This is a genomic window from Leeuwenhoekiella sp. A16, assembly GCF_047946675.1.
Taxonomy (GTDB): Bacteria; Bacteroidota; Bacteroidia; order Flavobacteriales; family Flavobacteriaceae; genus Leeuwenhoekiella.
This window is the reverse complement of record NZ_CP172313.1, coordinates 1750423-1765056: the sequence shown is the minus strand read 5'-3', so window position 1 is coordinate 1765056 and position 14634 is coordinate 1750423. Positions and strand designations below refer to the sequence as shown.

The window sequence follows — 14634 nt, the reverse complement described above, 5'->3', positions numbered from 1 at the left end:
TTTAAAAATTTACATTTACACCCACTGTGAAAATACGTGGCGTAGGATAACGACCGTTATCAATGCCTGTTAGAAGAGCATCTTGATTTATTGATCCTATTTCAGGATCGTATCCAGAATACTTTGTAAACGTGTACAGGTTCTGGATATTAGTGTAAACTTTAAGGTTTAGCAGTCCGTATTTTTCAACCAAATCTCTCGGGAAATTATAACCCAGAGAAACATTCTGAATTCTCATATAAGAACCATCTTCAACAAATCTGTTGCTATATCTAAAGTTAGAAGTTGACGCCGCAGATGATGCTGCAATTCTAGGCATATACCTGTCGCCACCCACAATCTCTACGTTGCGATAATCTGTTGGGCCATCAGGATTAATCAACGCAAGTTCTGCATATCCTAAAGCTGAATGCAATAAGTTAGTGTTCTCTCTTGGGTTTTCTAAGAAACGTCTTTGATAATTTACCGCTTCATTACCGTAAGATCCTGAAAGTTGAATATTTAGATCAATTCCTTTATAAGTAAATGTGTTACCTATACCAAAGGTGAAATTTGGGGAAGGATTACCAATATAATCACGATCTTGCTCGTTGATCACACCATCATTGTTGATGTCTTCAAAAATGTAATCTCCTATCCATACTCCATTTTCACCTATAGTCAAGCCTTCTGGTAAAGCAGTGGGAACGACATCACCAGCATCGTTTCTGTAATAGAAATCTGTTGCCTCTTCAAAACGACCTATCACTTTATAACCATAGAACTGACCAATAGGCTGGCCAACTGCAGTACGCGTTACAATGGTAATATCAGATCCTTGCTGAAGCGTTCTGTTTAGAATTCCTGTTTCGGTATTTAAAGCCAACACTTTATTTCTGTTTAAAGAGAAAACCAGATTAGATCTCCATAAAAAGTCTTCAGTATCTACGTTTACACTATTTAGCGTAAGTTCAAGCCCCTTGTTCTCTAGTGAACCTACATTTACCCATGGTGCAGAAGTTGAACCCACACCGGTTGTACCCACATAAGCAGGTAACGGTAATTGTAATAACAAATTCTTAGTCTTTTTGTAATATACATCTGCGATAAACTCTATACGATTATTAAAAAGAGCAAGATCAACACCCAGGTTACTAGAATAAGTTGTTTCCCACTGCAAATCCTGATTTGCAGTATTTGCGGCAAGTAATCCTGTTCCCCAATTAGTAGCAGAAGCAGCGTATGTTGAAGTATACGCGTAGTTAGGTACATTTTGATTACCTACAGAACCCCAACCCAAACGAACTTTCAGGTTGTTGATATATTCATTGTCTTTTAAGAAATCTTCATTTGATAATTTCCAGGCCAATGCAGCTGAAGGAAACCAACCCCAACGATTGTCTTTATAGAATTTAGAAGAACCATCGTAACGCAGAGTTGCTGTTAAAAGGTACTTGTCATTATAGGAGTAAAAGGCTCTACCAAAAAGGGAACTAATCGCACTTGTATTACTAAAGTTTGAGTTTCTGGCTGTGGTAGCATCACCAGCATTTAAATCTGTTGCACCGTTTGTTAAATAACCTGTGCGGTAACCGTATAAATTCTCATAATGAGATTCTTGATATTCCTGACCTAATATGGCGTTGATGTTATGTACACCAAAACTACGATCATAGGTTAATACGTTTTTAAAATTCCAGTACTTGCTGTAAGCTTTAGTACGAGAACCTTCTCTAATGTCATTTACTATAGCACCAAATCTGTAAGAAGGGTTAAAAGTATATGTATTTGAAAAATTATAGTCAATAGCATATTCTGTTCTAAACGTAAGACCTTCTATCAAAGTCGCTTCAGCGAAAGTGTTTGCTCTTATACCCGCTCCTTCATTTCTGTTGTCCCTAATACTTGCAAGACCTACTGGGTTATTCTGCACAAATTCGTCAGTATCTGGCCCGTCAAAAGAACCATCAGCATTACGTACTGCAACGTTAGGAGTTTGTCTTAAAGCAGTTAAAATTAATGCTTGGTCTGAAACCGTAGTTTTTTGATGAGAATTATTAAATGCAAAATTGATCCCTACTTTTAAATAATCTTTTACTTGTGAATCAAAAACACCTCTAAGGTTAAATCTGTCAAATGACGAACCCAGAGCAATACCTTCCTGGTCTAAATAACCTATCCCCATTGAGTAAGTACTTTTCTCATTTCCACCAGAAATAGACAAGTTATGACTTTGCATCATGGCTCTTGAGAACATAGCAGCTTGCCAGTCTGTACCATCACCTAATAATTCAGGACGAATAAAGTTAGGATCACGTTGAACGATACCTAAATCTGCTCTTGTATTTTTATGAATTGCATATTCCTGAAGATTTAGCAATTCCAGCTTATTTGGTATTTCCTGAAAACCTACATAACTATCATAAGTGATTGATGCCTGCCCGTTTTTACCACGTTTAGTTGTGATAATGATCACACCATTTGCAGCTCTTGAACCATAAATAGCCGTGGCAGATGCATCTTTTAATACGTCAAGTGAAACAATATCTGACGGGTTTATTGATGCCAGCGCATTTTGACTTCCTGAACCTGTACTACTGTCTATAATAACACCATCTATTACGAAAATAGGTTCATTAGATCCATTAAGTGAGCTAATACCTCGTATGCGGATTGAAGAGCTCGATCCTGGCGCACCACTATTTTGCTGAATTTGCACCCCTGCTGCACGCCCTTGTAAAACCTGATCAATCGTTGTAGGGAGAGATTCTTCAATTGCTTTGCTGGAAACTGAAACCACAGATCCTGTAAGATCGCTACGTTTCATCTTTCCATAACCTACAACTACAATTTCATCAAGAGTAGAAACATCAATGTTAAGTGTTGTACTTATTTCTGTTTGATTATTTACCGGAATCTCTTTGGTTTTAAATCCTACAAAACTGAAAACCAATACACCATCTGCAGGAATATTCTCGATTGTATAATTTCCATCAAAGTCTGTAACCACTCCGTTAGAAGTTCCTTTTAAAAGAATAGAAACCCCGGGCAGTGGTCCGGATTCATCAGTGACAGTTCCGGTGACGGTATTTTGCGCGAACGCAGTAAAAGAAATCAGACTCAATAAGACCACAAGGCGCAAACCTCGAATCTTAGAGCTTAATTCATTAAGTAAATGATTTGTCATTGTCATATTTATTTTAATAACGGGTTTAGACATGGGTCAGTAAATAATTGCTACTATTCTAAATAAGTCAAAATAGACTCACTTTATTAAATTTTCATTTTTGCGAAATCGTTTGAGAGATTCACATCTGTTAAGAAAACTTTCACGTTTACGAACAAATATATTCTCACAGTTATAAAACGAGTAAAACTTTTGTTGCAACTCTTCATCAATTTTGAAGCATTGCCCATAAAACATGGCTATTTCAGTCATAATTGATTCAAAAAATCGGGTAAATCAAGGTAAAAATCTCCTTTTAAGAGGGTGATTTTGGCAATATGTATCATTCTGTAAGGCAGTTATCTTTACTTAAAGCAGAGAAACGACGATATTTTGATAATAAGTTATCGCCGCTTGTCTCTATTGGCTAATCATATTCTTATATTTTCTTAATAGATAGGATACCTGCATCTGGTACGGCATCAAAAATCACATACTTTTTCTCATCACCTTCCTCTATAGAAAAGTTAACGGGCTCACCGTCTTGGGTAACCTCAACTTCTGCCCACGTTAGAGGTATTTCCCTTTTTACTGTAAGCGGATAATTATAGATTGAATCATCAAGGTCATCGGTTAATTCTGCGGTGATTTTGTTTTCGCTTTGCGAAAGCTCATTTGTTGTAGCCGTATCACGCTCTTTTATATATTTAGTAATGTTTACAAAAGTATCTACCCAGTACGTGTCACTATTAGCTGCTAAAAACTGAAGGTGCTCTTCCAGTTCTGCAGATTCAATTGGTGAATAACCGCCATCATTGTCAATCCCGTGGAAAAGATAAACTGCCCAGCCATTTTCATTTAAGGCATTTGCAGCTATTGCGTTAAAACTTTCTGCCGTTTTATTATTAGATTGTGAACCACATAAAAAGGAGCTTATCTTCATAAAATCTGTTGGCGTTGGGGCTTCAACTTGTCCGTCACAATCCCGTGCAGCTATGTAAAACTTTTTTGTGAGTCCGTAATCTTCAGCTATACAATTTGAATAAGCAAATGTTAAACATGCATTCGCATTAAGTCTTTCGTTAATGGCATCACGTGACTCTTCTAGCTCTTTAGCTATTTGTTCTTCACTAAGCTCATCAAAACGAGTATGAGTTACAGAATGTGAAGCAACCTCGTGCCCATTTGCAGCAGCTTTTTTGAGCACATCCCAATTAGGCCCCCAATCTGTAACTGTAAAAAAGGTGGTCTGCATATTGTATGCGTCATAAAGCGGCAACGCAACCGTGAGCTGGTTAGCCGTATTGTCATCCCATGTATGAGTTATGGCGGCCTGAGTAAAATTTTTCCAGACAGCTATTTCATATACAGAAGCGATCGCAGAAGTCTCAGTTGGTGCTGTTTCCAGTTGTGCTTGTGCTTCCGGTTCTGCTGCTACCTGTGCGTCTTTTGAACATGAGAGTAATAAGAGAAGGGCAAAAAAGGTAGAGAATACTACGTTCATAATTTTTAAGTCTTATATATTTTTCAATCGCGATCGAAATCGTTTTCGTGAATTTTTCATTAAATAACAGCTAATAGATACTTCAACAAATATATTTGCGCATTGACAAAACAGGTGAAACATTTGCAGCTAGTGTGTATCATTTTTGAAGCATTTAAGGCTACAGCCCGCTTTTTCAACTGTTGATAAAGCATTTATAGGATCTGGAATTCATTTTTAGCCACAAAAAGTGAGGTTTTTGACGTTTTAGACCGATTTTTTATAAGTAACTTCATTTTATTTCTTGCGAAACGAAATAGGATGCAGATATTTTTAAGAATGAGGAATCCCGTATTGAAGCTTTTAAAAGAACACTTACATTTGACTCTCAACAGAATATGGGTGTGAATGTAAAAGGTAAAGCAATGTTTAAAAAAGTTCTTATAGCCGAAGATTTTGGTAGCATCTCTAAAATGCTTCAGGATCTTTTAACCGAATTAGGTGTGCAAGTGGTAGATTTTGCACAATACTGTGACGATGCTTATCTCAAGTTAAAAAGTGCTACGCTCAAGCAAGATCGTTATGATCTGCTTATCGCAGACCTGTCTTTTAAAGCAGATCATCGTACACAAGTTTATAAGACCGGAGAAGAATTAATTGCTGCCGTTCACAAAGAAAATCCAGACCTTAAGATCATCGTGTTCTCAATGGAAGAAAAATTACAACGGGTGCGCACGTTGATAGAACAGTATGGTGTTAAAAGCTATGTGTGTAAAGGTCGCAATGGTGTAAGTGAGCTTACTCAGGCCATAAGGTCTACCGCAAACGACGAACAATACCTATCGCCACAAATAGCTTGTGCTTTCAATGAAAATCAAAATCTGGAAATTGAAGACTATGATATAGAACTCATGCGCCACCTCTCACTAGGTTATTCAAATAAAGAGATAAGTCAACAATTTGAAATTACAAAAGTTGGTCCCAGCAGTCTAAGTTCTATAGAAAAACGCTTAAATCGCTTACGTATACAATTTAAGGCAAACAATGCCACACATCTGGTTGCTATTGTAAAAGATATTGGTCTAATATAATACATTTTTAAATTGTTATTCCAGGTATTGTAATTCTGTCTCTACTGCCTATGGCTATAGAATTGCTAAAAGAGAAACTAAGCGAAAATAATTTTTTTCAATATTATAGGAGTCTTGCGCTCATATTCAGTTGACATACATTCACTTTCTTTTAATTCGGAATTAGAATTTACTTATCTGCAATGCCTATTACATGAGTGTTGCTTATTTGTACAAGCACATCTTTAATATTTATATCTATTTTAGAGGTATGAAAGTAAAGGCTTATGCACTCCTCTTTTTTATTTTAATATTCACAGCTTCTCAAAACTATGCCCAAAGTCCCATAAAAAAAGATAGTCTACTTTATTACTACCACACTATTAGCAACCCTACAGACTATACTGAATTTCAAAAAGCAACTGCTTTCTTTGAGAACAGAGTAAATATTTCATTACGTAATAGGGATACATTATCTGCCATACAAAATTTACGCCTTATTGCAAATGGACAATCAGAATATGGGTTTCTAAATGATAGTGAGCAAACAGTCGTATTTGCTCTTCGTCTTTTAGAAAATCTTCCTGCTGGCGTGCAGGCAAATTTGCGATTAGGGTTAAATAATCAGTTAGGAATAATTTACAGAAGGCTTAATGATTATGAAGAGGCCTTACTATTTTATGACAAAGCGCTTAGTTTTTCTCAATCAAAAAAAGATAGCATAAGTATCTTTAATAATAAATCTAACATTTATAAAGACTTAAAGCAGTATGATTTAGCAGAAGAAATTTTAAAAGAAACGCTTAAGATCGCTTCCACAGAAAACAAAAAACAATATGCCAGGGTACTTTCTAATTTGGGCTATGTACAATTTAAAATGGGCGATGAAAATGCCTTAAGTTCAATTCAAACCGCATTAGCATATAGAATTGAAGAAAAAGATTTAACAGGTCAATACTCCAGTTACGCTGATCTTACAGAGTATTATATCGCATCCCAAGACTATATAAAGGCTAAACTTTATTTTGAAAAGAGTTATGCAATCGCTAAAAAAATTAATTCTGCAGAATATCTTGCCAATTCATTAGGGCAATACGTACTCATAGATCAAGATCCTCTGATAATTACATTTAAAAATCTAACAGACAGTATAGAGAAAGCGCGCCAACTTAAAGAGAACAAATATGCCGCGATGAAATACGACGTGGATAAAGAAAAAGAGCAGACTCAACTCGCATTACTTCAGAATGCTAAAGAAAAACAGGAGAAAACGGTGTATCTGGGCCTTGTTATTTTCAGTATAATTATTTTTAGTGTTATCATTTATATTATACTCGCTAACCGCAAAAAGAAACAACTCGAGACTATTTTTAATACCGAAACCAGAATATCAAAAAAACTACACGACGAGCTCGCTAATGACACATTTCAGGTTATGGCCCAACTACAAGCATTACCAGAAATACCGGAAGAGATTATTGATGAATTAGATCTAATTTATTCTAAAACAAGGAATATCTCAAGAGATCACAACCCTATATATGAACATACAGACTTTTATGAACAGTTAACCACAATGCTTGCAGCATATAAAAGTGATGATTTTAATGTGATCGTGAAAAATGATCAAAAAATAGAATGGGAAACCTTAAACCCGTTAAAAAAGAAGACGGTTTATATTGTGTTGAAAGAACTAATGACCAATAATAGAAAACACAGCCGGTCAAATTTTGCTTTAATAAGCTTTTCTCAAAAAGGGAATAAATTAAACATCGCATATAAAGACAACGGTATAGGCGGTGATTTAAAAAAGAATAATGGGTTGCAAAATTTAGAGTATAGAATTAAAGCTTTAAAGGGAAAAATTGATTTTAATTCTGAAAAAGAAAAAGGCTTTAAAGTCGATATTCTTATATAATTTCTTCTAAACGGCATAATTCAAAATTAGCCACAAAGACAATACATCTCACGCACATATTTTAAATGCCTGTCTGTCATGACACTCTTCAAACCAACGCACATATAAGTCTAGAGGGATTATACAAGCACATCTTTAATATAAATATTTACTTTAGTAGAATGAAAACCAAGCAGAATTTATTCTTCTTTGTAGTGATAAGCTTCTTCACTTTTCAAACTATACTGGGACAGAATACCTCAAAAAAATCAATTGACAGTTCTTCTTTTTACTACAAGGTTTTATTAAAAACAGAAAATCCTAAAGCTTATAATGATGCCCTGACGTATTACTATGATCAATATAAAAAGCACCTAAAAAATAATCATATTTTAAAAGCTGCTAATGATCTGGAAATAATTGCAAATGGTGAATACAATATTGGAGATTTCGTTGAAAGTGAAAAAACGCTTATTAAAGCCTTAGATCTTCACAAAAACTCTAAATCTTCCATTTCTCAAGACGCCCGAAAAAGGATTTATTCTCTCCTGGGGGTTTTATACAACAATATAAAATGGTACGATAAAAGTCTTGATTTATATTCTCGAAGTTTAAATACTGCTAAAAATAGTAGAGATAGTATATCCATCTTTTTAAATATCTCAAATGTTTTACGTGAAAAAAATAATTTCACTAAATCGATAGACACATTAAAGCACGCTCTAAAACTGGTCGAAAATAATAAAAATCCTTTTTTAAAAGCCTACATACTTGACAACCTTGGTTTCAGCGAATTTCTATCTAATAATAAACAAGGTTTTCAGCATCTTTCAGAATCCCTTCAATTAAGAGAAGAACTTAAAGATACTATTGGGCTTTTTTCAAATTATAGACATCTATCCCATTACTATAAACAAAACTCCAGAGTTGAAAAAGCAAACGTATTTGCTAAAAAGGCTTTGGCACTTTCTAAAGAAATTAAAGATCCTAGCTATGAGCTAGAGGCTTTAAACCTTTTAGCATCTTTAGATAATAATAGAAACACTAATAGGTTTCAATTTTTAAATGATAGTATAGAAAAAGCGCGCCAACTTAAAGAGAACAAATATGCCGCGATGAAATATGACGTGGATAAAGAAAAAGAGCAGACTCAACTCGCATTACTTCAAAATGCTAGAGAAAAACAGGAGAAAACGGTGTATCTGGGCCTTGTTATTCTCAGCATAATTATTTTTAGTGTTATCATTTATATTATACTCGCTAACCGCGAAAAGAAACAACTCGAGACTATTTTTGATACCGAAACCCGAATATCAAAAAAACTACACGACGAGCTGGCTAATGACACATTTCAGGTTATGGCTCAACTACAGGCATTACCAGAAATACCTGAAGAGATTATTGATGAATTAGATCTAATTTATTCAAAAACGAGGAATATCTCAAGAGATCACAACCCTATATATGAACATACAGACTTTTATGAACAGTTAACCACAATGCTTGCAGCATATAAAAGTGATGATTTTAATGTGATTGTGAAAAATGATCATAAGATAGAATGGGAAACCTTAAACCCGTTAAAAAAGAAGACGCTTTATATTGTGTTAAAAGAACTAATGACCAACAATAGAAAACACAGCCGGTCAAATTTTGCTTTGATAAGCTTTTCTCAAAAAGGGAATAAATTAAACATCGCATATAAAGACAATGGTATAGGCGGTGATTTTAAAAAGAACAATGGGTTACAAAATTTAGAATATAGAATTAAAGCCTTAAAGGGAAAAATCGATTTTGATTCTGAACGTGGGAAAGGCTTTAAAGTTGATATTCTTCTATAGCTTTCATAAATAAAAAAAGGCTTCAAAAGTAAACTCTTGAAACCTTTTCTAATGTGGAGAAGATGGGATCAACCAAAAACTGAATTTTTGAGTGTTTATAAGGCCTACGGAATGTTCAAATTTTAATAACTCTCGAATTCCTCCCTTTCTAAAATTTAACAAACTTTAACAAAGCAACTGAATAAAAGATGCTCGTACATGAGTACAAAAAATATTAAAATCATCCGAAAATTAAAATAAGATGTACTAATTTTCTTTTTTATGATTATAGAAAGAACAATGGGTAGAGAGGCAAAGAATTTTAAGCTACGACAAAGTGAGACAATTACAATAGTATTACTTATTATCGCTATTTTGATAATAAGTTGTAACGAAAATAAAGAAGTTAGTTCGATGAACCCAGAAAACTGGTCAAAACGAAGCGCGGTAATAAATACAGAGGATTCGCTTGAATTCGGAAAATCTTATCTTTCTATTTATTCCCAGATTTACAGTCTTTCAGAACATAAAACGCACAATTTAACAGCAATGGTAAGTTTAAGAAATACCAGCGATTCCGATACCATTTATATTTTAAAAGCGGAATATTACGACACTCACGGGAAATCAATCAGAAAATATTTTGATAATCCCATCTTTTTAGCACCAATGGAAACCACAGAGATAATCATAGATGAGATAGACACCTCTGGAGGAACAGGCTCAAATTTTATTTTTGAGTGGAATATTCCACAAAACAGTCCAGAACCATTATTTGAAGGAATAATGAGTTCAACTATGAGTCAGCAAGGACTTTCATTTACTACACACGCAGTACGAGTCAAATAACGTCTGAATACATTTGTTATTTTTGCTGTCATCGCCCTGTTATCAATTTCTGCATATCTTGAAACTACCAAAGTATCTTATGGAATTGATAAAAAGAAGAGGACGGCTCGTGCGTCTATTACTTCTCGTTTAGTTTTGGAACGGCTTCAAAATTTCATGTGAATTACCTCTTTTAATCGACAATCAAAAGTTTCTTAAGAAGTAAAACCTGATCAGGAAAATATAGTTACACTTATCTTTGTGAATAACACATAATAAGAAATATAATGCATTTAACAATTGAAAACATATTATTAGTTGGGTCATTATTACTTCTTGTAAGTATTATTGCAGGTAAGACTTCTTATAAGTTTGGTGTTCCTACTTTATTACTCTTTTTGGCAATTGGAATGTTGGCAGGTTCTGATGGAATAGGAGATATTCATTTTGATGATCCTAAACTGGCTCAATTCATCGGGATAGTATCCCTTAACTTTATCTTATTTTCTGGGGGGCTCGATACTCATTAGACAACCGTTAAACCTATTCTACGTGAAGGAATTGCATTATCCACTTTAGGGGTTTTGCTCACAGCAATTTCTCTTGGCAGCTTTGTATGGTTTGTTACGGACTTCACTATTTATGAAAGTCTGTTATTAGGTTCCATCGTGTCATCAACAGATGCAGCAGCCGTATTTTCAATTCTACGTTCAAAAAGCCTCGCCTTAAAAACCAATCTTAGACCCACTTTAGAATTAGAAAGTGGTAGTAACGACCCTATGGCATATGTGTTGACTATTGCATTTTTAACTTTGGTAGTTAATCAAGACAAAAGTGTAATATCTATAATCCCAGTATTTTTACAACAAATGATTCTGGGTGGTATCGTAGGTTTTGCCTTTGGTGTAGTGAGCAAATTCATCATAAATAAAATAAAACTCGACTTTGAAGGGCTTTATCCTGTTTTGGTTATCGCCCTCATGTTCATTACATTTTCTGCCACAGATTTTATAGGTGGTAACGGATTTCTAGCCATTTATCTTTGTTCAGTCTACTTAGGTAATCAGGACCTGATACATAAAAAAACCATTTTAAAAATGTTTGATGGTCTAGCTTGGTTAATGCAAATTGTTTTGTTCCTCACTTTGGGTTTACTTGTTTTTCCTTCTCAAATCATCCCGTATATGGGTATTGGGCTACTCATTTCATTATTTCTGATATTTGTTGCTCGACCTATAGGCGTATTTCTTAGCCTTATGTTTTTCAAAATGAAACTGAGACGAAGACTTTACATTTCCTGGGTTGGATTGCGTGGCGCTGTTCCTATTGTGTTTGCAACTTATCCGCTTCTGGAGGGAATTGATAAGGCGCATATGATTTTTAACGTTGTGTTCTTCATTTCGGTTACCTCCATTTTAATTCAAGGAACGACCCTTTCAATTGTTGCAAAATGGCTAAATGTTTCATTACCCGAACAAGCAAAGAAATTGACTCCAACTGATTTACTATTGGCAGAGAATCCTAAGGCCGAAATGAAAGAAATGTTAATAACTCGTGACTGCTTTGCAGTAGATAAGAAAATTGTAGAACTAGGCTTTCCTAAAAATGCGATAATAGCAATGATTAAAAGAGATGATAGCTATATAATACCAAACGGTACAACAAAAATTGAAGCAGATGACATTCTAATTGTTCTTGCTGACAGATCTAGCATTTTTGACGAAGTAGACAAAACATTTAAAACATACATACGTCCAGACAGAGTTTAATTTACAGACCCGTCATTTTAGCATTTTTATTATATTCAAAAATACATAGATATGTATATCAGAATATTTTGATTCTAATACTTTGTATAAAACCGTTTGGAAATAAAGCCTGGTATTTCTTATAATAAAGAAATCAATTAAATAGCTTCTGGCCTACCATTGAGTCTTACCTCGATTTTCTTCTTTTTTGCCGTCAGTCTTTTCATCAACTCCATTAAATCGGGATCATTCGTTTCTTTATATATTTCATTAATACCTAAAATAAATCGTTTTGCTTCCCGGGAGGCATTAATACGATCGCTCGTAGACATATTGCTCATCTTTGACTTTTCAAAATCAATAGCTTCTTGTACGATATTCATATTCATTTTTTTCAAAATAATCATATTGCAAATTTAATTAATAAAAATTTGGGGTTCATTCATCATCACTTCCCTTCAATAATGAAAAAAATATGTATATATTTCAATTCTATTAAATTTTTCTATTACCAATCTATATAATTTAACGTTAGCTGTGTAGTGCGATTAACGGTGTAGCTTCGAAAGGACCCAGATTGATTATCCTGGATTGACTAAGACCATATCTTCTCCCAAAAATCTGGTTTTCTGTCTATAACGCATATTATATATTCTGAATGGCTATTAACAAAATGTTTTAAATCATCTTCTGTTTCTAGATATTCTGTACTTATTGAGATTCCTGTATACACCTCTATCTGAGAACAAACTTTTTTCACATTAGTGGTTTGGATAGATGTCCTGCTGCTTAATCCACATAAAACGACGAGCTTGACTGTTCCTTTAGTAATTTTAACAAGCTCGTACCAATTGGCAATTTTGGCTTCAGGCATTTCGATTTCGAAGTTGGAAACCAATACGAATTCCGGACACTTCTTTAAATGTGCAGAGGAAGGTATTATCATAACAGGACATTCCCTGATATTTTCCAGTACTCTTTTTGCATTTTTGCTATATCTATCAACTTTGTTATCTATCCTGTTTTTTAAGGTAAGAATCACTAAATCTATATTAACTTCTTTAATAGTTTTCCTGATACCTTCAATCAAATCGGAACATTCAGAAATTGCATTGAATCGGTGCTTTTTATTATGACTGGTTAGAGTGAATTTTTGAATTGCACCGCCCAAACCATCAATAGAGTCATTTTTTGGTTTTTCAAACCAATCATCATCTGCTTGCAGAAGTTGTATGGCATTTAATCCCCCAATATTATAGGTATATGTATTGAGAAAATAAAATTCACACTCCTCTCGTTTAAAGAATTTAACTGCATATTCAATAGCATGGTATCTATTGAATTTGAAATCGAGTGGTATAAGAATCTTTTTCATAACGCTATTTATTTTTTATCTCCGTTGGTACTTAGATAAGTTTATATAAATTATTTTTTTAAGATCTCTGAACTCATTTATCAACACGGAATAATGATCTCTTTTTTTCTCATGTTCTTTAGCTCTGACCAAATCATATTCCCGCTTTCCATATTCCAATTCTTTTCTTAATTCTTGCTCATACTGACAAAGGGAACCCATTACCAAAATGCTTTTTCTTCGCAATCCCTGAAGGTTAATCTGAATAGATCCACTTTTAATGAGTTGTTGCTCAATTAACTTTAAATAATCGAGCTCAGAATTGATGCTTTCAATTGTTTCAATCCATTGGCTCAATTCAATGAGATCCTTTTTGATGCATAATTTTCTATGAGACTCAATTTTAAAAGACAATGTGATTTCCAATTGTGCTTTACTTAATCATTAATCAATGAAAACTTCCCTTTCACTTTACTAAAAAATTCATCCTTCAATCTTCTGTACTTATCTAAATGGTATAAATAACTGCGCCTGTAACTTTCATGATCTGTGATAAATGCCATATCGCATTGTGTATCTTCACACTCGACTATTCCATCTCTTGAACTCATATAGTTGTGGAGCGCACTCAATAACGTATCGTTTTCAGTTTCTTTCTTTTTAAATTTTTGAAGAATGCTTTCATCTTCCAGTTTTTTGCTCAAATCATTTGCACATAAATCAATAAGATTTTGCAATTCCTTCTTGATGTATTTTAAGTGGTTGATCCAATTATCTAGTTCTATGGTATTTATCTTATGGCTCACATCTACTTCGTGATCATGATTATATATTTGTGTTTCAAATGCTTTCATAATGTTCTCTTTTTAAATAGGCACTTCGATTCTTTTCTGATTCTCATCTTGTTTTACAACTTCAATTTTAAGTTCTTGCCTTCCATTCGGAAATTCCCACTCAAATGTATCTTCTTCTGAATAACCTAATAGGGCTGCGCCCATTGGGGTAAGAATTGATATCTTATCTTGTTTAAAATCCTTCTCTAAGGGTATAACAAGTTGTAAAGATTTTTTCCATCCTTTATTCGAAGAAACCGTAACCGAACTGTTGAAACGAACAACATCTTCGGGCATATCTACTTCATCTACTATCATTGCACTTTTTAATTCTTCAAATAGTCTTTCCACTGATTTTCTAGTTTCTAGATCTTCCGCATAACCCGAAATATTTAGTATGCGCTTTAAATACACATACTCCTTCTTTTCTATTATTAAACTTCCGTACTTCATTTC

Annotated in this window: 11 protein-coding genes and 1 pseudogene; 5 read left to right on the top strand and 7 right to left on the bottom strand. The window is 34.0% G+C overall.

The genetic code is table 11. The features are described 5' to 3' along the window. Position 1: 1 nt before the first annotated feature. Both ACH3O9_RS07555 and ACH3O9_RS07550 read right to left on the bottom strand, forming a co-directional pair. Positions 2–3166 (bottom strand): SusC/RagA family TonB-linked outer membrane protein, encoded by a 3165-nt coding sequence (locus tag ACH3O9_RS07555; RefSeq protein WP_416445878.1) that lies wholly within the window; start codon positions 3164–3166, stop codon positions 2–4. A gap of 418 nt (positions 3167–3584) precedes the next feature. Beyond that, positions 3585–4649 carry a polysaccharide deacetylase family protein gene (locus ACH3O9_RS07550; protein WP_416445876.1) on the bottom strand — a complete coding sequence of 355 codons (1065 nt, stop codon included), beginning with the start codon at positions 4647–4649 and terminating at the stop codon, positions 3585–3587. 404 nt (positions 4650–5053) lie between these two features. Between ACH3O9_RS07550 and ACH3O9_RS07545 the strand changes: the two genes are divergently transcribed. The 5 genes and pseudogenes from ACH3O9_RS07545 (at position 5054) to ACH3O9_RS07525 (ending at position 12012) form a co-directional block, all read left to right on the top strand. Then, positions 5054–5719, top strand: coding sequence for a DNA-binding response regulator (locus tag ACH3O9_RS07545; protein ID WP_416445874.1), 666 nt, complete (start codon positions 5054–5056; stop codon positions 5717–5719). 250 nt (positions 5720–5969) lie between these two features. After that, positions 5970–7616: a tetratricopeptide repeat-containing sensor histidine kinase gene (locus ACH3O9_RS07540; RefSeq protein WP_416445872.1), complete on the top strand. Its 1647-nt coding sequence runs from the start codon at positions 5970–5972 to the stop codon at positions 7614–7616. A 161-nt stretch (positions 7617–7777) separates the two neighbouring features. Continuing rightward, entirely contained in the window at positions 7778–9436 is a 1659-nt protein-coding gene (locus ACH3O9_RS07535) for a tetratricopeptide repeat-containing sensor histidine kinase (RefSeq protein ID WP_416445870.1), read from the top strand. A gap of 261 nt (positions 9437–9697) precedes the next feature. Beyond that, complete coding sequence (locus ACH3O9_RS07530) at positions 9698–10264, top strand: DUF3124 domain-containing protein (protein ID WP_416445868.1); 567 nt, start codon at positions 9698–9700, stop codon at positions 10262–10264. Positions 10265–10530: 266 nt separating this feature from the next. Next, a pseudogene (locus tag ACH3O9_RS07525) lies at positions 10531–12012 on the top strand (potassium/proton antiporter). 137 nt (positions 12013–12149) lie between these two features. On the opposite strand, the gene ACH3O9_RS07520 reads toward ACH3O9_RS07525, so the two are convergent. The 5 genes from ACH3O9_RS07520 to ACH3O9_RS07500 form a co-directional block, all read right to left on the bottom strand. After that, complete coding sequence (locus ACH3O9_RS07520) at positions 12150–12374, bottom strand: hypothetical protein (protein ID WP_416445866.1); 225 nt, start codon at positions 12372–12374, stop codon at positions 12150–12152. 212 nt (positions 12375–12586) lie between these two features. Further along, positions 12587–13366 carry a universal stress protein gene (locus ACH3O9_RS07515; RefSeq protein ID WP_416445864.1) on the bottom strand — a complete coding sequence of 260 codons (780 nt, stop codon included), beginning with the start codon at positions 13364–13366 and terminating at the stop codon, positions 12587–12589. A gap of 15 nt (positions 13367–13381) precedes the next feature. Then, on the bottom strand, positions 13382–13771 hold the full coding sequence (locus ACH3O9_RS07510) for a hypothetical protein (protein WP_416445862.1): 390 nt from the start codon (positions 13769–13771) through the stop codon (positions 13382–13384). An 11-nt stretch (positions 13772–13782) separates the two neighbouring features. Then, entirely contained in the window at positions 13783–14199 is a 417-nt protein-coding gene (locus ACH3O9_RS07505) for a hypothetical protein (protein ID WP_416445860.1), read from the bottom strand. 12 nt (positions 14200–14211) lie between these two features. Next, positions 14212–14631, bottom strand: coding sequence for a GreA/GreB family elongation factor (locus ACH3O9_RS07500; RefSeq protein WP_416445858.1), 420 nt, complete (start codon positions 14629–14631; stop codon positions 14212–14214). Between the last annotated feature and the right edge of the window lie 3 nt (positions 14632–14634).